Origin of the sequence: Streptomyces sp. R28 (assembly GCF_041052385.1) — a bacterium.
Lineage (GTDB): Bacteria > Actinomycetota > Actinomycetes > Streptomycetales > Streptomycetaceae > Streptomyces.
The window spans coordinates 7,819,480-7,837,391 of the sequence record NZ_CP163439.1 but is presented as its reverse complement, the minus strand read 5'-3'; the positions used below and the strand labels follow the sequence as shown (position 1 = coordinate 7,837,391).

Genomic DNA, 17,912 nt, shown 5'->3' with positions numbered 1-17,912 from the left:
GCGCCGCCCCGGCGCCGGCGCGGGTCGAACTCACGAGAGAGGGACTTCACCGATGCGCGTGCTGTTCGCCACGGTCTCCGAGAAATCGCACATGTACAGCATGGTTCCACTGGCGTGGGCGATGAGCACGGCGGGGCACGAGGTGCGGATGGCGAGCAGTCCGTCGCTGACCGGCGCGATCACCCGCACCGGCCTCACCGCGGTGCCCGTGGGCTCCGACCACCGGCTGTACGAGGGGTTCGCCGCGCACCAGGACCTGGTCGCGCGGATCTACGACGCCCGCAAGCGGGACGACCGGGCGCAGGCGCGGGAGCTGTACCGCACGCTGCACGCGCTGCTGGAGAACGAGGTCGCCGACTGGTCCGAACCGAGTGCGGAACGGCAGACGTGGCAGAGCGTGCTGACCAAGTACCAGGCCAACGTCGAGCACCTGTACCGGGTCTACAACGACGGCATGGTCGACGAACTGGTGGAGCTGGCCCGTGCCTGGCGGCCGGATCTGGTGATCTGGTCGCCGCTGACGTACGCCGCGCCGGTGGCGGCCCGGTTGGTGGGCGCGGCCCACGCCCGGCTGCTGTGGTCCGTGGACATCTACGCGACGATGCGCGAGGTCTTCCTCGACCTGCGCGAACAGCAGCCTCCGGAGCGGCGTGCGGATCCGCTCGGCGCATGGCTGGCCGGTCACCTCGGGCGTCATGGCGGTGACTTCGCCGAGGAGGTGACGACCGGTCAGTGGACGATCGACCCGAATCCGGCGAGCGTCCAGCTGCCCTCGCACGTCCAGCGCGTCCCGGTGCGCCACGTGCCCTACAACGGCCCGTCGGTGGAGCCGGACTGGGTACGGCGGCCCTCCGGCCTGCCGCGGGTGTTCTTCACGCCCGGACACTCGTCGGCCGCGGTCATCGGTGCTTCGTTCATGCCGGTGCAGGAGGTCCTGGACGCCGTGGCGGATCTCGACATCGAGTTCGTCGCCGCGCTCCCCGCGCGCGAGACGGAGGCCGTGCTGCGGGTGCCGGACAACACCAGGGTCGTCGACTTCGTGCCGCTGCACACACTGCTGCCGAGTTGTTCCGCGATCGTCCACCACGGAGGATTCGGCGGCTGGTCGGCGGCGCTGCTGCACGGCGTCCCCCAGTTCCTGCTCCCGGTCCGCTTCTCCGACCTGTGGACGAAGGCCACGCTGCTCGACGCGCAGGGCGGTGGCGCGTATCTGCATGCCTCCGAGGTGACCGCGCAGACTCTGCGCACGGGACTCGCCCGGCTCCTGTCGGAGCCGTCCTACCGGACATCGGCCGCCCGACTGCGCCAGGAAATGCTCGACGCGCCCACCCCCAACGCCCTGGTCCCGACGCTGGAGAAGCTGACGGAGGAACGGCGCGGCACACGTCCCTGACGCCGACGGCAACCTACGAGACGACAGGCCCGAGCCCGGTCGCCGGAGAGCGGCCCAGCGGCGAGCGGTCGCGGCCCATCCCGGCAGCCGAGCCGACGCGGCCGACCGACGACGCCACCGACGACCGGGCCGGGTGGCGGCCGGCGGAGCCCTGCGCGCCATCACGGCACCGGCCATCACGGCACGGTCGTCGTAGCGGACGGCGGAACGCTCCCCCCGGGCCCCGCGGCAGCCGGGCCGCCGAACACCTCGGCCGGTCAGGCCGCCGTACGCCGCAGCCGGACAGACCGACAGCGCACCTCGGCCGCCGCATCGGGGCCGCCGGCCGCCAACGCCCCAGTCGGACATGGCGATCCGACGAGACGGCCGGACACGCTCCCGTCCCCGAGGGCTCTCAGCCGGCGCTCGACGCCCTGTTTCCCTTGGCCGTGGCCCATTCCTCGATGACCGTGCACGCGGTGTCGACTCCGCGTTCGGCCGACACGACGCGCCCGAGCCGCCGGGCGCGCGCGGCCATGGCCGGGTCGGTCGCCGCCCGCAGCACGCTCGTGGCGAGCTCCCGCCGGTTCATCCGGCGCATGGGCACCGGCCGGCCGGCCAGCCCCGCCCGGTGCAGCCGGGCCGCCCAGAAGGGATGGTCCGCGAACACCGGCACGACGACATGGGGCACGCCCGCGCGCAGCACGTCGGCCGTGGTGCCGAATCCGCCGTGATGGATCACCGCGGCCGTACGCGGAAACAGCCAGGAGTAGTCGGCACCGGCCAGCCGGAAGACGTCGTCGGGCAGCGCCCCGTCCGGGCCGCCGACCACCAGGAGCCGGCGCCCGGCACCCCGCGCCGCGGCGATCGCGTACTCAAGGGTCTCGTCCTGCCGGTGCACGGGCCAGGTGCTGCCCAGCGTGAGCGCGACCGGCGGCGTCCCGGCGGCCAGGAAGTCCTCCAGTCCCGCGGGCGGCTGCCACCCGGGCTCGTCCCAGAACCAGTACCCGGTGACATGGCAGCGTGCGGGCCAGTCCGCGGGCTTCGGCAGAACGCTCGGGCTGAACGGGTACAGGTGGGGCTGGTCACGACCCAGCCGGCGCAGCGGTGAGTCCGCCCCGAAGGGCGGCAGGCCGCGCCGTGCGCGGTACTCGTCGATCTCGGGGCCGCGCCACGTCCAGTCCTCGGTGGCCGCCCGCACGTGGGTGAAGTGGTTGTACAGCCCGGTGAACGGCCCCATCAGACGCTGCCCCGACTCGATCGCCGGGAAAGCGGTCGTCTCCGTGTTGGGCCACCAGCAGGCGGAGAGCCACGGCGCCCGGGACGTCCCGAACGCGGCGGCCACCGTCAGCGGTGAGTGCAGCACGAGGTCCACGCCCTCGGCGGCGGCCTCGATCTCGTCGAGCACCTGCTGGTCATAGCCCTCGGGGGCCTTGGGAAGGGCCTTGACGAGGTTCCGCATGGAGGGCGCCCGGCGCAACGCCTCCCTCACCTCCGGCATGGTGAAGAAGCCGTCCGGATCACCCGGGGTGGTGCGGTGCTCCAGGCCGGCCTTCTCGACCAGGGGACGCAGGGCCTCGGGCGCACCGAGCACGACCTGGTGGCCGCGGTCACGCAGGCCGCTGCCCAGTGCGACGAAGGGCTGCACGTCGCCGCGCGAGCCCATGGTGAGCAGTGCTATGCGCATGCCGCCCTCCGGGTCCCGGCGCCGGAGGGGCGTAGGTGGTCCGTGGGGCGGTGGTGCTGCCGGGTCATGCGGCGCCGCCCGAGGAGGCGGCCACCAGGGAGTCGAAGTCGCGCGGGATCCAGGGCGGGATGCCGCCTTCGGCGTTGGCGCCCTTCTCGACGAAAGCCAGGTTGTGGTAGACGTGCAGGCCCGTCACATGACCGTCCGCGTAGCTGGGGGTACGGCCGGGCTCGGGCGGCAGTTCCTCGTGCTGGAGGCTGTCGATGAGGGACTTCACCAGACCGAGGCTGGTCGCGCCGCTGCGCGCCGGGTCCTCGTTCCCGCCGAAGCCGGGCCAGTAGGCGGTCCACAGGTCCTCGATGACGTACAGGCCGCCGTTGCGCACGTACGGGAACAGGGCGTGGAACGACGTGCGCACATGCTCGTTGATGTGGCTGCCGTCGTCGATGACGATGTCGAACGGCCCGTACTTCTCGGCGATCTCCGCGAGGCGGTCCGGGTCGCTCTGATCGCCGATCAGCGTGGTGATGCGCTGCTCGTCGGCGTGTGACTTGTCGACGATGTCGAGACCGTGGATCAGCCCCCGGTGGAAGAAGTGCTTCCACATCCGCAGGGAGCCGCCGCCCCACTCGGGGTGCTGGTACCCGCCGATGCCGATCTCCAGCACCCGTACCTCCTCGTCGCGGTACGGGCTGAAGTGGCGGTCGTAGTGCGGGGTGAACCAGTGCAGCGAGCCCCACTTGGGGGTGAGGTAGCGGGAGGTCAGCTCGTTCAGGTCCGGCTTGGCGGACGTGCAGCCGGCCAGCACGGTCGCGGTCGCCTGCTGGGCGGCGAGGATGTAGGGGCCGATCTTGTCGGCGCCGTCGGAGCCGGCGTAGGGGAACAGCGTGGTCTCCCGGGCGCCGGAGGGGTGTGCGCGGGCCGGCCCGAACAACTCCCGTACCAGGTCGTCCAGTTCGTACTCGATGCGCATGACCACGAAGTCCTCGCCCCGCGCCACGGCACGTACGGGTGCGTCCTTGACGGAGCTGAGCCAGTGGGACAGCTGTCCGCCGGGCGTGCGCACGACGAACTCGACGAGTACCGGCTCCTCGTTGACCGGGGGCGGGCAGCGGGAGCAGATCTCGTCGATGAGCACCGCGGCGACGGCGTCCGTCCGGTGGCGCTGCGTCAGTTCACGCAGGGACGCGGCGTGCCCCCCTGCTGCCCGGATGATGTCCTGCACGAGGGAGAGGTCGGTGTTCTCTGCCACGGGGAGCCTTCCAGATCGTGGGTTGGTGACTACGGTTGTGGGCGTTCGTTGCGGCGGTACCAGCGCACGGTGTCCTCCAGCCCCGCCCGTAGCGACCGGGGCTCGAAATCGATCACCTCGCGCATCCTGGCGAGTTCCAGCCTGCGGACCGCCGCGCCCGCGGGGCGGTCCGGATCGGTCCGGACGCGGGAGGGCACCCCCAGGGCCTCGGCCACCAGCCGGGCCAGCTCCAGAATCGAGACCTCCTCCGCCGAACCGACGTTCACCACCTCGTACTTGCCCGTCCCGACCACTTGGAGGGCGCAGCGCACCAGGTCGGCGACGTGGATGAAGGACCGGGTCTGGCTGCCGTCACCCCAGATCTCGATCTCCTCGCCGGCCGCGGCACGGGCCACCATGCTCGGGATGACCCGGTTGTGGGCGCCGGCGGCGCTGTCCCGTGGGCCGTACACATTGCCCGGCCGTATCCGAAAGGCGCGGGTGGCGAACTGCCGCTGGTGGTGGTCGGCGAGGATCTCCCCGAAGATCTTGGAGAGTACGTACCCGTTCTGGGTGTACTGGGGGCTGCGGCGGACGTCCTCGTCCTCGGACGCCGGGGAGGTGCCCGGTACGCAGTACACCTCGGAGGAGCTCAGCAGCAGGACGTCGTCCACCTCGAACTCGCGGGCGCAGTTGAGGAGATGGGCCGTGGTGCGCACGTTGGCGTCCAGGATCTCGGCCGAGTGCTCGCGCTTGTACTGGGCGTTGCCGTCCAGGGCCGCGCAGTGGAAGACGGCGTCGATGTGCGGGGCCAGGTAGCGGAAGGCGGCCCGGGTCTCGTGCTGGTCGCCGAGGTCGACCCGGACGAGCCGCAGCCGGTCCCCCGCCAGGGCGGTGAGTTCGGTGCGGATCAGGGGCCGGTCGGTACGGTGCAGGCCGATCACGGTCGCGCCCTCGGCGGCGAGCCGCTCGACGAAGTGGGAGCCGATGAAGCCCAGCGCGCCCGTGACCAGCACGGTCCGCCCGGCCCAGGTGCCGATCGTCAAGGCGTCTCCCACGGGTCGCGCCGGGCGTCCGGGTCGTCGGCCACCAGGACCGCGCGGACCGGGCAGAGGCTCGCGGCCTCGCGCACCGAGGGCCTCTGTTCGGCCGCCGGTGCCTCGGTGAGGGCCCGGCTCAGCCCGCTGTCGTCCTGGGCGAAGACGTCCGGGGCCGACCGTTCGCACTGGCCCGCGCCGACGCACAGGTCCCTGGCGATGCGTACACGCATGTCATGCGTCCTTCGTCTCGCGGTGACTTCCCCGGGCCCCGTCACCAGGTGACGGGCAGCTCGTGGAGCCCGAAGATGGCGGAGTCCTCCTTCACCCGCAGGGCGTCCACGTCCGTGGCGAGGCGCAGCCCGGGCAGTCGGCGAAGCACCGCGCCGAGGGTGACCTCCAGTTCGAGCCGGGCCAGGTTCTGGCCGAGGCACTGGTGGGGCCCGTAGCCGAAGGCGACGTGCTGTCGCGCGGGGCGGTGGATGTCGAAGAGGTCCGCGGAGGGGAAGACGGACTCGTCCCGGTTGCCGGAGGCCAGCAGGAAGATCAGCCCGTCGCCGGCCCGGATGGTGTGACCGTCGAGCTCGATGTCCTCGGCGGCGGAGCGGCGCAGCCCGTCGGCGACGGTGAGGTAGCGCAGCAGTTCCTCGACCGCGCCCGGCAACAGGCCCGGGTCCGCGCTCAGTTCCCGCCAGGCCTGCGGATGCTGCAGGAGGGTCAGCACACTGAGCGCGGTCATGGCGGCGCTCGTCTCGTGTCCGGCGGCCAGCAGCAGTACGGCGTTGTCGAGGACGTCCGCGTGGGTCAGTTCGCCGGTGCGCAGCCCCTGTGCCACGAGGGTGCCGATCACTCCGTCGTCGGACGTCTGCGCCCGGGCCTTCTCGGTGATCAGCCGGTCCAGGTAGTCCCGCAGCTCCAGCAGCGCGGTCACGGACTCGTCGTCCCCCATGAGCCTGGTGGCGCGTTCGCTGCGGCTCTGGAAGAACTCGTGGTCCTCGTAGGGCACTCCGAGCAGCTCGCAGATGACCAGAGTGGACATGGGCAGGGCTAGTTCGGCCACCAGGTCCGCGGGGCGCTCGAGGGTGTCGAAACGGTCCAGCAGCCCGTCCACGATGCGTTCGATGCCGGGCCGCATCGCGCGGACCCGCCGTACGGTGAACTCGGGGATGAAGACGCGGCGCAGCGTGCCGTGGTCGGGGGCGTCGAGGGTGAGCAACGAGCGGGTCGCCTCCGCCTCTCCGTCGGCCGGCGAGAGCCTCGGCAGCCTGGCGGGATCGATCCTGACCCGGGGGTCCGCGAGCAGGGCGCGCATGTGCTCCTGTCTGGTGATGAGCCACGTGCGCGAGCCGTCCCAGACACGGGCCGGTGCGATCGGAGTGGTGGCGCGCAGTTCGGCGTACCGGCCGGGAGGCTGGAACGGGCAGGTGCGGGCCATCGGCCAGGAGATCTCCTGCTGCGCCTCGGCATCGGCGGCACGTGCAGTGGGCAACGGATTCCCCTTACGTCATCGGCAACCGGTACGGCGCACAACCCGCCGCGTCCCGCTCAACGAAGCACGCGGCCGAGACGACCGGCAAGGAACGTCGGGCGATCTTCGTCAGGTCGACGCGAGGGGCGGGGCGTCGACCGCTCGGCGTCGCCGGGGCTGGTCAGCGGCGATGGCCGACCTGACATACGGATCTGTCGGGGAGTGGCGTTCCACCGTCCGCTGTCCTTAGCGTCGGAGCTCTCATGGGCACCTCGTCAGGCGCCGGTGCTCCCCTTTCGGTTGGAGGATTCTTTGACAGTCGCCACCGCCGACGGACGAGATCTCTATCTCGGGCTCCTGAAGAAGGCCGTCACCAACATGATCTACGAGGACCCGACGCACGCGGCGGGCCTCGTCACGGACCCCCGCTTCGACCGGGAGGCCCGCGAGGGCGGTGAGGACTACCCGACGGTCGCCCACACGATGATCGGCATGAAGCGCCTGGACAATCTGCACCGCTGTCTCGAGGACGTGCTGCGCGACGGTGTGCCGGGGGACTTCATCGAGACGGGTGTGTGGCGCGGCGGCGCGTGCATCTTCGCCCGCGGGGTGCTGAAGGCGCATGGCGTGACCGACCGCACGGTGTGGGTGGCCGACTCCTTCCAGGGGTTCCCCAAGACGGAGACGGACGACCATCCGATGGACGTCGAGATGGACCTGCACCAGTACAACGAGGCGGTGAGCCTGCCCACGAGCCTGGAGAGCGTGCGGGAGAACTTCGCCCGCTACGAGCTGCTGGACGACCAGGTCCGGTTCCTGCCCGGGTGGTTCAAGGACACGATGCCGACCGCTCCGGTCGAACGGCTGGCCGTCATGCGCCTCGACGGCGATTCGTACGGGGCCACCATGGACGTACTGACGCACCTGTACGGGAAGGTGTCGCCCGGTGGGTACGTCATCGTCGACGACTACTGCATCCCTGCCTGCCGACAGGCCGTGCACGACTTCCGGGACGGCCTGGGCATCGAGGACGAGATCCACCAGGTGGACCGGCAGGGTGCCTACTGGCGCCTCAGTGGCTGAGGGCGGGGGCGGCATGCGCCCGCTCGGCATCGAGGGTGCCTGGGTGGTGGAGCCGGAGGTGCACCCCGACCGCCGCGGCGAGTTCCACGAGTGGTTCCAGAGCGAGAGGTTCCGGCGTGCCGCCGGGTACACGATGCCTCTGGCACAGGCGAACGTCGCGGTGAACCGGCGCGGTGCGCTGCGCGGCGTCCACTTCACCCAACTGCCGCCCGGACAGGCGAAGTACAGCGCGTGCGTGCAGGGCGCGGGAATCGAGGTGGTCGTCGACATCCGTACCGGCTCGCCCACGTTCGGGCAGTGGGAGGCGGTGTCCGTCGACGAGCACAACCGCACCGCCGTGTATGTGTCGGCGGGGCTGGGACGGGCGTTCTTCGCGTTGACCGACCGCACCACCCTGATCTACCTGTGCTCCTCGGGGTACGCCCCACGGCTCGACCACGCGGTCAATCCTCTCGACCGTGACCTGGGGATCGCCTGGCCCGAGGGGATCGAACCGGTGCTGTCCGCGCAGGACGCCGCCGCACCCACCCTCGCCGAGGCGGAGCGGCTCGGGCTCCTCCCCACCTACCGCGCCTACCGCGAGCACCACGCCCGGCTGTGCGGCGCGGGCACCGCACCCGGGCCGGGGTGAGGGCGGGGCCGGAGCACGCGCGCAGGACCAGTACCGCCGATGGCAGGAAGGCTCATGACGTCCGACAGCTCCACCTCCGAGGTGACCCCCAGGGCCGATGCCCCGGCCGAGGCCGGCGCGACCGTATGGCCGTATCCGTTCAGCACCGCCACGGGACTGGGCATGGACCCCTTGTACGGGGCACTGCGCGAACGCGAGCGGGTCTCGCGGGTCCGTATGCCCTACGGCGGCGAGGCCTGGATGGTGACCCGCCACGCCGACGCCAAACTGGTGCTCAGCGATCCGCGGTTCAGCATGGCGGCGGGCGCGGGCAAGGACGTCCCCCGCCCCACCGAGCAGCTGCTGCAACCCGGCGGACTGGTCGCGATGGATCCGCCCGAGCACACGCGGCTGCGCCGGCTGGCGGGCAGCGCGTTCACCCACCGCAGAGTGGAGGCCATGCGGCCCTCGGTCACCGCGTTCGCCCACCGGCTGGTGGACGCGATGACCGCCCAGGGCCCGTCCGCCGATCTGCTCGACGCGCTGGCGCTGCCCCTGTCGATCAGCGTCATCTGTCAGCTGCTCGGCGTGGACTATGAGGACCGCCACGTCTTCCAGCAGTTCTCCGACGCGCTGCTGTCGACGTCACTGCCGCCCGACGAGGTCAACCGGGCCGGCGAGGAGTTCGTCGGCTACCTGGCCCGGTTGGTCGCCGAGCGGCGCGAGTCCCCCACCGACGATCTGCTGGGGGCGATGGTCCAGGCCCGTGACGACGAGGACCGCCTGTCCGAGAACGAGCTGTACATGCTGGGGGCGGGGCTCCTGGTCGGCGGGTACGAGACGACGGCCACCCAGATCGCCAACTTCGCGTATCTGCTGCTGCGCGACCGCCGGCTGTACGAGTCGCTGGTCGCCTCCCCCGGGCTGATCCGCGACGCCGTGGAGGAACTGCTCCGTTTCACCCCGCTGACCACGGTGGACGGCTATGCGCGGATCGCGCTGGAGGACGTCGTGGTCGGGGACACCCTCATCCGTGCCGGGGAGGCGGTGTTCACCTCCGTGGCCGCCGCCAACCTGGATCCGGAGGTCTTCGCCGAGCCCGACCGCATCGACTTCGCCAGGGAGCGAAACCCGCACCTCGGCTTCGGCCACGGCATCCACTACTGCATGGGCGCTCCCCTGGCCCGGCTGGAGATCCAGGTGGTGCTGGAGGTCCTCACCCAGCGGCTGCCCGGGCTGCGCCTGGCCGTCCCCGCGACGGACATCCGGTGGCGGCCGGGCCTGCTGCTGCGGGTGCCGGCGCGACTGCCCGTCACATGGTGAAGGGCCCGGTGTCCCAGCGCGGGCCCCGCCCCGGTGAACGTGCGTCCGCCCGGGTCGCGGCCACCCCCTCGCACGGCAGCGTCATCGTGCTGGGCGGTGCCGGCTATGTCGGGCGCCATGTGTGCGCCGCCTTCGCCGCGCGGGGCCGCGACGTCGTGTGGGTGGGCCGCCGCGCCCCCGAGCGGCCGATGCCGTACCGGTGCGTCACCCTCGACCTGGCCGGTACGGACGCGGGAAAGCTGGCCGAGGTGCTGGACGCCGAGCGTCCGGACACGGTCGTCAACTGCGTCGGCAGCATCTGGGGCCGGACCGATGCCCAGATGTGGTCCGCCACCGCGGTCCCCACGCTGCGGCTGCTGGACGCACTGGCGCTGATGGCCGCGAGACCGCGACTCGTGCATCTCGGCTCGGTCCTCGAGTACGGCCCGGTGCCGCCCGACACCTCGGTGGGCGCCGACGCGACGCCCCTCCCCGACACGGCGTACGGCAGGAGCAAGCTCGCCGCCAGCGATGCGGTGCTGCGAGGCACCGCCGACGGGCGGGTCGACGGCATCGTGCTCAGGGTCTCGAACGTGTCGGGGCCCGGCACCCCCCGGATCAGCCTGCTGGGTCAGGTCGCCGAGCGCCTGCTGGCGGCGGCCGGGACCGGTACGGAGGCGGTCGTGGAGCTCTCCCGGCTGCGCGCGCACCGGGACTACGTCGACGTACGGGACGTGGCCGATGCCGTCGTCGCCGCCGCCCGCGCACCGGCCGTCGCGGTGCCCGTCGGCATCGGGCGGGGCGAGGCGGTCGCCGTCCGCGCTCTGGTCGACCTGTTCATCGAGGTGAGCGGGGTTCCGGCCCGGGTGGTGGAACGCCCGGCTCCGGGCCGAAAGCCCGGTGCCCGGGAGGACTGGCTGCGGGTCGACATTGGCGCGGCACGCGCCCTGCTGGGTTGGGAGCCGCGCCGTTCGCTGCGGGAGTCGGTCCATGACTGCTGGCAGGACATGGTCCGCACGCACCGGTTCCCCACCACCCCATCGAAACACTCTGGAGGTTGAGCTCTCCGTGACTACCTACGTCTGGGACTACCTGGCGGAATACCAGAACGAACGCACGGACCTCCTCGACGCCGTCGAGACCGTCTTCAGCTCCGGGCAGTTGGTACTCGGCCCCAGCGTGGAAGGCTTCGAGAGGGAGTTCGCGGACTACCACGGCCTGCGTCACTGCGCCGGTGTCGACAACGGCACCAACGCCGTCAAGCTGGGTCTCCAGGCGCTCGGCATCGGCCCGGGGGACGAGGTCATCACCGTCTCCAACACCGCCGCGCCGACGGTGGTGGCCATCGACGGCACCGGTGCCACCCCCGTCTTCGTCGATGTCCGCGCCGACGACTACCTCATGGACACCGACCAGGTGGCGGACGCCATCACCCCGCGCACCAAGGCGCTGCTGCCCGTCCATCTGTACGGGCAGTGCGTCGACATGGCTCCCTTGCGCGCGCTGGCCGAGGAACACGGTCTGGTGGTGCTGGAGGACTGTGCCCAGGCCCACGGCGCCCGCCACCACGGCGCGTTGGCCGGCACGCTGGGTGACGCCGCCGCCTTCTCGTTCTACCCCACGAAGGTCCTCGGTGCGTACGGCGACGGCGGAGCCGTCCTCACCGCCGACGAAACCGTCGACCGTGCGCTGCGCAGACTGCGCTACTACGGCATGGAGGACGTCTACTACGTCGTTCAAACGCCCGGCCACAACAGCCGGCTCGACGAGGTACAGGCCGAGATCCTGCGTCGCAGGCTCACCCGGCTCCCCCGGTATGTCGAGGACCGACGCGCGGTCGCCCGGCGCTACGCCGAAGGGCTGGCCGACCTGACGGGGGCCGGCGGCCTCGTGCTCCCGTCCATCGCGGAGGGGAACGACCACGTGTACTACGTGTACGTCGTCCGTCATCCCCGCCGCGACGACATCATCGAGGCCCTGAAGGGATACGGCATCTCCCTGAACATCAGCTACCCGTGGCCGGTGCACACCATGACCGGCTTCGCGCACCTGGGCTACGCCAAGGGATCGCTGCCCGTCACGGAGCACCTGGCGGACGAGATCTTCTCGTTGCCGATGTATCCGACGCTGCCCACCGATGTCCAGGACAAAGTGATCGCTGCCCTGCACGAGGTGCTGGGCACGCTCTGAGAGATGCGGGCGAGGGGTCCGGACAGACTCCGTCCCCTCGCCCGGCGACTGCGGACGGGCCCGTCCGCGATCCCCTCGGAAAGCCACCCCGGCTCAAGTCAGGTTAGGCTCACCTCTGTGAGTACGTGCTCAACCGTCTCGCAGGACCTCGACGAGCCCATCGCGGGGACCGCGGCGACCGCGACGACCTGGCTGCTGCTGGAGCAGTCCGGTCCGTGGGGTGCCAAGGCACTCACGCAGAGCCACCTGGATCCCGTGCTGGGCCGCGCCCTGGAGGCGGCCGCGAAGGGCACGGGCGTGCGTGTGGCGCTGATCCGCCGCCCCGGCCGCCACGCCGACTGCGGAACTTCCGCCGAGCGCCGGGTCTACGCGGCCCACACCGTGCCCGGAAACGTCTGGCTGCACGCCGCCACGACTCACGACCCGGAGCAGTTGCTCGACCTGGACTTCGCCGCCCTCGGCAGGGGTGACCACCACACCTTCGACTCGGCCCTCCAGGGGCGGCCCCACACCGGCGACCCGCTCGCCCTCGTCTGCACCAACGGCAAGCGGGACCGCTGCTGCGCACTGCTCGGCCGCCCTCTGGCCGCCGAGCTCGCCGCCTCCGGCGTGCAGGGTGTCTGGGAGGTCACCCATCTGGGCGGACATCGGTTCTCACCGACGTTGCTGGTGCTGCCGTACGGCTACGCCTACGGCCGGGCGCAGGCCCACGCCGTCAAGGAGGTCCTGCACAGCGTCCAGGAGGGACGGATCGTCGTCGAGGGGTGCCGCGGGAACTCGGCGTGGGAGCGGCCGGGCCAGGCAGCCGAGCTGGCCGTGCGCTCGGCTGCGGGCGAGTACGCCGCGGAAGCACTGAGCGTCGTAGGGACCGTCGTACGGACGGACGGCGCGGCCCCCCGGTGGGAAGTGACGGTCGCCCACGCGGACGGGCGCCACTGGAGGGTCGTCGTGGCACAGGGCGCGTCCCTGCCACCTCGCCCGGAGAGCTGTGGAGCGTCGGTGCTCGGCTCGCCCGCGCGCATGGATGTGACGGCCGTACGCGAACTGACGGCGGCGACGGCACTCGCAAGCTGATCAGGTACACCGCCCCGCCCCCCATGAACCAGCTACCCCGACATTGATCAAGAGATCCACCTCACACCCCTCTACGGGACTTCCCGCCCGTCCACGTACCGTCATGGGTATGAGCCCCACTCCCCCCGCACGTCGCCGGCGCCTCGGTCTGCCCCGGCGGATGTTCGCGCAGATGCTGCTGATGCAGGTGGCGATCGCCGCGGGAGTCGCGGTGCTCGCGACCGGACTGTTCCTCGCTCCGCTCAGCGACCAGCTGGACGATCAGGCGATGCGCCGTGCGCTGTCGATCGCGCAGACCACCGCGGCCCAGCCGCGGATCGCCGAGGATCTGGTGAGCACGCGCGCTACGGCCGGCGGGCCGGTCCAGCGGGAGGCGGAGCGGATCCGCAAGGCGACCAAGGCCGAGTACGTCGTCGTGATGAACCGGCAGGGGGTGCGCTGGTCCCACCCCACGCCGAGCGAGATCGGCAGGATCGTCTCGACCGACCCGGGCCAGGCCCTCGCCGGCCACGAGGTCATGCAGATCGACGACGGCACCCTGGGCCGCACCGCCCGCGGCAAGGTGCCGCTGCGCGACGGCGACGGCGGGATCGTCGGGGCGGTCTCGGTCGGTATCGCGTACGACAGCGTGCGGGCCCGGCTGCTGCACGCGATCCCCGGGCTGCTCGCATACGCGGGCGGGGCCCTGGCGGTCGGCGCGCTGGCCGCCTGGCTCATCTCCCGCCGGGTCCAGCGGCAGACCCGGGACCTGGCCTTCTCGGACATCTCGGCGCTGCTCGCGGAGCGCGAGGCGATGCTGCACGGCATCCGGGAGGGCGTCGTCGCCCTGGACCGCGGCGGCCGTATCCGCCTGCTGAACGACGAGGCGCAGCGCCTGCTGGGCATCGGTGACGAGGCCGTCGGCCGGTCCCTCGACGAGGCGCTCGGCGAGGGCCGTACGACCGATGTGCTGGCCGGCCGGGTGACGGGCACCGACCTGCTCACGGTCCGCGGCCAGCGCGTCCTGGTCGCCAACCGCATGCCCACCGACGACGGCGCCGTCGCGACCTTGCGCGACCGCACCGAGCTGGAGCAGCTCGGCCGGGAGCTCGACTCCACGCGCGGCCTGATCGACGCCCTGCGCGCCCAGGACCACGAGCACGCCAACCGTATGCACACCCTCCTCGGGCTGCTTGAGCTGGAGATGTACGACGACGCCGTGGAGTTCGTCGGCGAGGTGGTCGGCGATCACCGGGCCACCGCGGAGCAGGTCGCCGAGAAGATCCAGGACCCGCTGCTCGCCGCCCTCCTGGTCGGCAAGGCGACCGTGGCGGCCGAGCGCGGCGTCGCGCTGCACCTGTCGGACGGTACCCGGCTGCCGGACCGGCTGGTCGACCCCCGAGGGCTCGTCACGATCGTCGGCAACCTGGTGGACAACGCGCTGGACGCCGTCGCGGGCACGCCGCACGCGCGCGTGGAGGTCGAATCGCGTGCCGAGGGGCGCACCGCGATCCTCAGGGTGCGCGACACGGGGCCGGGAATCCCCGCGGAGCACCGCGAGTTGATCTTCACCGAGGGGTGGTCCACCAAGAAGCCGCCGGCCCACCGCGAACGCGGCATCGGGCTCTCCCTGGTGCGCAGGCTCGCCGAACGGCAGGGCGGCACCGCGACCGTGGGCGAAGCGGCGGGCGGCGGCGCGGAGTTCACCGTGGTCCTGCCCGAGGCGCTGGCCGAGCCCGACCTGGAACCCGCCCTCAGCCTGCCGTCAGCCGCGCGGAGCACCGCCGAGGAGGAGTCGCGATGATCGAGGTCCTGGTCGTGGACGACGACATACGCGTCGCGCGGGTCAACGCCGCCTACGTCGAGAAGGTGCCGGGCTTCCATGTCGCCGGCGAGGCACACAGCGCGGCCGAGGCACTTCGCCAGGTGGAGGAGCTGCCCCGGCTGGACCTCGTCCTCATGGATCACTATCTGCCCGACGGGACCGGCCTGTCGGTCGTCCAGGAGATGCGCCGACGCGGCCTGCAGACCGACGTGATCATGGTGACGGCGGCCCGGGACGTGTCGACGGTGCAGGCGGCGATGCGGCAGGGGGCGCTGCAGTACCTGGTCAAGCCGTTCGCCTTCGCCGGCCTGCGCGCCAAGCTGGAGGCGTACGCGGAGCTGCGCCGCACCCTCGACGGCGGCGGCGAGGCGGAACAGGCCGAGGTGGACCGCATCTTCGGCGCCCTGTCCGCGTCGTCGGAGCCCGTCCTGCCCAAGGGCCACTCCCCCACCACCGCGGAACTCGTCCGCCAGTCCCTGATGAACGCCGAAGGCCCTCTGTCGGCCCAGGAGATCGCCGAGCGGACCGGGGTGAGCCGCCAGACCGCCCAGCGCTATCTCAAGCTCCTGGAACGCACGGGACGGGCCCGCCTCACCCTCAAGTACGGCGACGCGGGCCGCCCGGAACACCGTTACGTGTGGGCGACCCGCGCCTGAGGCACGGCCCGTGGGGGCGGGGGAAGGAACCGTGCCACTCCTTCATACGGATGCCGGCCGCGCAAATATCAGCCGACCGCCCGGCGCTTCGCGCGGTGGGGGGCGGTGGGGGCTTCACCGCCCTAAACCGCCCCCGCCCCCGTCAGCGACCGCACCTCGGCCTCCGCGTGCTTGGCCTCGTCCGGCATCTCGGCCGAGGCGAGCGTGCCGAGCCAGCCCGCGACGAACCCCAGCGGGATGGAGACGAGGCCGGGGTTCTGCAGGGGGAAGTACTGGAAGTCGACGTCGGGGAACAGCGATTCGGGGCTGCCCGACACCACCGGCGAGAGCACCACGAGCACCACGGCCGGGATCAGGCCGCCGTACACGGCCCATACGGCGCCGCGCGTGGTGAAGTCCCGCCAGAACAGCGAGTAGAGCAGCACCGGCAGATTGGCGGACGCGGCGACGGCGAAGGCGAGGCCGACCAGGAAGGCGACGTTGAGGTCGCGGGCCAGCAGGCCGAGGGCGATCGCGACCACGCCGACACCGACCGCGGCGACGCGCGCCACGGCCACCTCGCTGCGGGGCTCGCCGTGCCGGCGGCGCAGTGAGGCATACAGGTCGTGGGCCACGGACGCCGAGGAGGACAGGGTGATGCCGGCGACCACCGCGAGGATCGTGGCGAAGGCGATGGCGGCGACCACGGCGAAGAGAACCGTTCCTCCCGTGGAGTCCGCGCCGCCGCCGAGGTCGAGCGCGAGCAGCGGAACCGCGGTGTTCCCGGCCGCGTTCGAACCGCGCACGGCTTCGGGCCCGACGATCGCGGCGGCGCCGAAACCCAGGACGATCGTCATCAGGTAGAAGCCACCGATGAGACCGATCGCCCAGACCACCGACCGCCGGGCGGCGCGAGCGGTCGGCACGGTGTAGAAGCGGGACAGGATGTGCGGCAGCCCGGCGGTCCCCAGCACCAGCGCGAGTCCGAGGCTGATGAAGTCGAGCCGGGCCGTCCAGTCCCCGCCGTACTTCAGCCCGGGCGCCAGGAACGCGTCGCCGTGACCACTGCGCTCGGCCGCCGTGAGCAGCAGCCGGTCGAAGTCGCCGTGGAAGCGCACCAGGACGAGCACGGTCAACGCGATGGTGCCACCGAGCAGCAGCACCGACTTGACGATCTGGATCCAGGTGGTGGCCCGCATCCCTCCCCACGACACATAGATCACCATGAGCGCGCCGACGCCGATGACGGTCCAGGACTGCGCCGCCTCGCCCCTGCCCCCGAGCAGCAGCGCGACCAGGGTGCCCGCGCCCACCATCTGCGCCACCAGATACAGAACGGACACGGTGACCGAGGAAGTTCCCAGTGCGATCCGCACAGGGCGCTCACGCGTGCGTGCGGCGACCACGTCGGCGAGCGTGAACCGCCCGCAGTTGCGCACCAGTTCGGCGACGAGGAACAGCACCACCAGCCAGGCCACGAGGAAGCCCACCGAGTACAGCATCCCGTCGTAGCCGAAGAGGGCGATGAGCCCCGAGATGCCGAGGAAGGAGGCTGCCGACATGTAGTCACCGGCGATGGCAAAACCATTCTCCATGGGCGAGAAGAGCCGGCCGCCCGCGTAGAACTCCTCCGCCGAACCACGCCGGTTGCGACTCACCCACGTCGTGATCGCCAGTGTGATCGCGACGAACACGCTGAACAGGCACAGCGCCAGAGTCTGTTGGTCACCCGTCACGACGCACCACCCCTTGCGACGCGGGACAACTCCTGGGTGTCCCAGCGCAGTTCGAGCGCCGCCCGGTCCCGGCGCAGCCGCGCATGACGGGCGTAGGCCCAGGTGAGCAGGAAAGTGGTGAGGAACTGTCCGAGCCCGGCGAGCATCGCCACGTTCACCGCGCCCGCCACGGGCCGCGCCATCAGCCCCGGCGCGGTCGTGGCGGCCACGACGTACGCCACGTACCAGGAGAGGAACACGGCGACCGCCGGCACCACGAACCTCCGGTAGCGGCTGCGGACTTCCTGGAAGGCCGCGCTGCGCTGCACCTCGAGGTACACGTCGGCGGCTGCCGGCGGAGCGGCGTCGGGAGCGTCCGTGACGTCGGACTCGCCCCACCCGGAGGCGAGCGCGTCGTACCAGGGATCGTCGTACCGCTCACTTCTGGCATCGCGCGGACGACCGTCGCTTGAGCACATGCCCAAGCATGGACAGAACGGAAAGACCCCCGGCTCTTCTTCTCCGCGCTCTTCACCCCATCAGGTGATTCACCCACCGAAGCCGCATAGCGCGTACCAGCCGCAAACCACCGACGGCGAGCACGCCCCGCAGGGGCCACCCGCACCGCCCGACGGCGAAAGCCGGACGGGCGGTGCGGGTGGGAAGCCACATGAGGGCCGAAGGCCAAGCCGAGGCCGAGAAGA

General features: G+C 71.8%; 16 protein-coding genes. 9 read left to right on the top strand and 7 right to left on the bottom strand.

All coding sequences use genetic code 11. From position 1 onward, the window contains the following. Nucleotides 1–52 precede the first annotated feature (52 nt). Nucleotides 53–1,393 carry an activator-dependent family glycosyltransferase gene (locus AB5J49_RS35175; protein ID WP_369172884.1) on the top strand — a complete coding sequence of 447 codons (1,341 nt, stop codon included), beginning with the start codon at nucleotides 53–55 and terminating at the stop codon, nucleotides 1,391–1,393. A gap of 394 nt (nucleotides 1,394–1,787) precedes the next feature. Here AB5J49_RS35175 and AB5J49_RS35170 read toward each other — a convergent pair whose 3' ends face one another. From AB5J49_RS35170 to AB5J49_RS35150, 5 genes are all read right to left on the bottom strand, one after another. Next, entirely contained in the window at nucleotides 1,788–3,059 is a 1,272-nt protein-coding gene (locus AB5J49_RS35170) for a glycosyltransferase (protein WP_369172883.1), read from the bottom strand. A gap of 64 nt (nucleotides 3,060–3,123) precedes the next feature. After that, nucleotides 3,124–4,311, bottom strand: coding sequence for a hypothetical protein (locus AB5J49_RS35165; protein ID WP_369172882.1), 1,188 nt, complete (start codon nucleotides 4,309–4,311; stop codon nucleotides 3,124–3,126). Between the two features lie 29 nt (nucleotides 4,312–4,340). Beyond that, nucleotides 4,341–5,336: an NAD-dependent epimerase/dehydratase family protein gene (locus AB5J49_RS35160; protein WP_369172881.1), complete on the bottom strand. Its 996-nt coding sequence runs from the start codon at nucleotides 5,334–5,336 to the stop codon at nucleotides 4,341–4,343. Continuing rightward, nucleotides 5,333–5,560 (bottom strand): ferredoxin, encoded by a 228-nt coding sequence (locus tag AB5J49_RS35155; RefSeq protein ID WP_369172880.1) that lies wholly within the window; start codon nucleotides 5,558–5,560, stop codon nucleotides 5,333–5,335. Before AB5J49_RS35155 ends, AB5J49_RS35160 begins: the two co-directional genes overlap by 4 nt. Before the next feature lie 41 nt (nucleotides 5,561–5,601). Then, nucleotides 5,602–6,816 carry a cytochrome P450 gene (locus tag AB5J49_RS35150; protein WP_369172879.1) on the bottom strand — a complete coding sequence of 405 codons (1,215 nt, stop codon included), beginning with the start codon at nucleotides 6,814–6,816 and terminating at the stop codon, nucleotides 5,602–5,604. A gap of 291 nt (nucleotides 6,817–7,107) precedes the next feature. On the opposite strand from AB5J49_RS35150, the gene AB5J49_RS35145 reads away from it, so the two are divergent. The 8 genes from AB5J49_RS35145 to AB5J49_RS35110 all read left to right on the top strand — a co-directional run bounded on the left by AB5J49_RS35145 (nucleotide 7,108) and on the right by AB5J49_RS35110 (nucleotide 15,514). Further along, entirely contained in the window at nucleotides 7,108–7,878 is a 771-nt protein-coding gene (locus AB5J49_RS35145; RefSeq protein ID WP_369172878.1) for a TylF/MycF family methyltransferase, read from the top strand. A gap of 13 nt (nucleotides 7,879–7,891) precedes the next feature. Further along, nucleotides 7,892–8,509, top strand: coding sequence for a dTDP-4-dehydrorhamnose 3,5-epimerase family protein (locus AB5J49_RS35140; protein WP_369175363.1), 618 nt, complete (start codon nucleotides 7,892–7,894; stop codon nucleotides 8,507–8,509). Between the two features lie 54 nt (nucleotides 8,510–8,563). Next, entirely contained in the window at nucleotides 8,564–9,811 is a 1,248-nt protein-coding gene (locus AB5J49_RS35135) for a cytochrome P450 (protein ID WP_369172877.1), read from the top strand. Between the two features lie 8 nt (nucleotides 9,812–9,819). Beyond that, entirely contained in the window at nucleotides 9,820–10,851 is a 1,032-nt protein-coding gene (locus tag AB5J49_RS35130) for an NAD-dependent epimerase/dehydratase family protein (protein ID WP_369172876.1), read from the top strand. Between the two features lie 7 nt (nucleotides 10,852–10,858). Beyond that, the gene (locus AB5J49_RS35125) at nucleotides 10,859–11,980 is read left to right on the top strand and encodes a DegT/DnrJ/EryC1/StrS family aminotransferase (RefSeq protein ID WP_369172875.1); all 1,122 of its coding nucleotides are present in this window, start codon (nucleotides 10,859–10,861) and stop codon (nucleotides 11,978–11,980) included. A gap of 117 nt (nucleotides 11,981–12,097) precedes the next feature. Further along, nucleotides 12,098–13,054, top strand: coding sequence for a sucrase ferredoxin (locus AB5J49_RS35120; protein ID WP_369172874.1), 957 nt, complete (start codon nucleotides 12,098–12,100; stop codon nucleotides 13,052–13,054). Nucleotides 13,055–13,163: 109 nt separating this feature from the next. Next, nucleotides 13,164–14,837 (top strand): ATP-binding protein, encoded by a 1,674-nt coding sequence (locus AB5J49_RS35115; RefSeq protein ID WP_369172873.1) that lies wholly within the window; start codon nucleotides 13,164–13,166, stop codon nucleotides 14,835–14,837. Then, nucleotides 14,834–15,514 (top strand): response regulator, encoded by a 681-nt coding sequence (locus AB5J49_RS35110; protein WP_369172872.1) that lies wholly within the window; start codon nucleotides 14,834–14,836, stop codon nucleotides 15,512–15,514. The genes AB5J49_RS35115 and AB5J49_RS35110 overlap by 4 nt, the downstream gene beginning before the upstream one ends. 122 nt (nucleotides 15,515–15,636) lie before the next feature. Here AB5J49_RS35110 and AB5J49_RS35105 read toward each other — a convergent pair whose 3' ends face one another. Together AB5J49_RS35105 and AB5J49_RS35100 are read right to left on the bottom strand one after the other, a co-directional pair. Further along, nucleotides 15,637–17,229 (bottom strand): cation acetate symporter, encoded by a 1,593-nt coding sequence (locus AB5J49_RS35105; protein ID WP_369172871.1) that lies wholly within the window; start codon nucleotides 17,227–17,229, stop codon nucleotides 15,637–15,639. Further along, on the bottom strand, nucleotides 17,226–17,687 hold the full coding sequence (locus AB5J49_RS35100; protein WP_369172870.1) for a DUF485 domain-containing protein: 462 nt from the start codon (nucleotides 17,685–17,687) through the stop codon (nucleotides 17,226–17,228). Before AB5J49_RS35100 ends, AB5J49_RS35105 begins: the two co-directional genes overlap by 4 nt. Between the last annotated feature and the right edge of the window lie 225 nt (nucleotides 17,688–17,912).

Excerpts from the sequence above, each read along its gene's own strand:
- AB5J49_RS35135 (WP_369172877.1), top strand. The coding sequence starts at position 8,564 with ATGACGTCCGACAGCTCCACCTCCGAGGTGACCCCCAGGGCCGATGCC.
- AB5J49_RS35170 (WP_369172883.1), bottom strand. The coding sequence starts at position 3,059 with ATGCGCATAGCACTGCTCACCATGGGCTCGCGCGGCGACGTGCAGCCC.
- AB5J49_RS35155 (WP_369172880.1), bottom strand. The coding sequence starts at position 5,560 with ATGCGTGTACGCATCGCCAGGGACCTGTGCGTCGGCGCGGGCCAGTGC.
- AB5J49_RS35140 (WP_369175363.1), top strand. The coding sequence starts at position 7,892 with ATGCGCCCGCTCGGCATCGAGGGTGCCTGGGTGGTGGAGCCGGAGGTG.
- AB5J49_RS35115 (WP_369172873.1), top strand. The coding sequence starts at position 13,164 with ATGAGCCCCACTCCCCCCGCACGTCGCCGGCGCCTCGGTCTGCCCCGG.
- AB5J49_RS35110 (WP_369172872.1), top strand. The coding sequence starts at position 14,834 with ATGATCGAGGTCCTGGTCGTGGACGACGACATACGCGTCGCGCGGGTC.
- AB5J49_RS35100 (WP_369172870.1), bottom strand. The coding sequence starts at position 17,687 with ATGTGCTCAAGCGACGGTCGTCCGCGCGATGCCAGAAGTGAGCGGTAC.
- AB5J49_RS35175 (WP_369172884.1), top strand. The coding sequence starts at position 53 with ATGCGCGTGCTGTTCGCCACGGTCTCCGAGAAATCGCACATGTACAGC.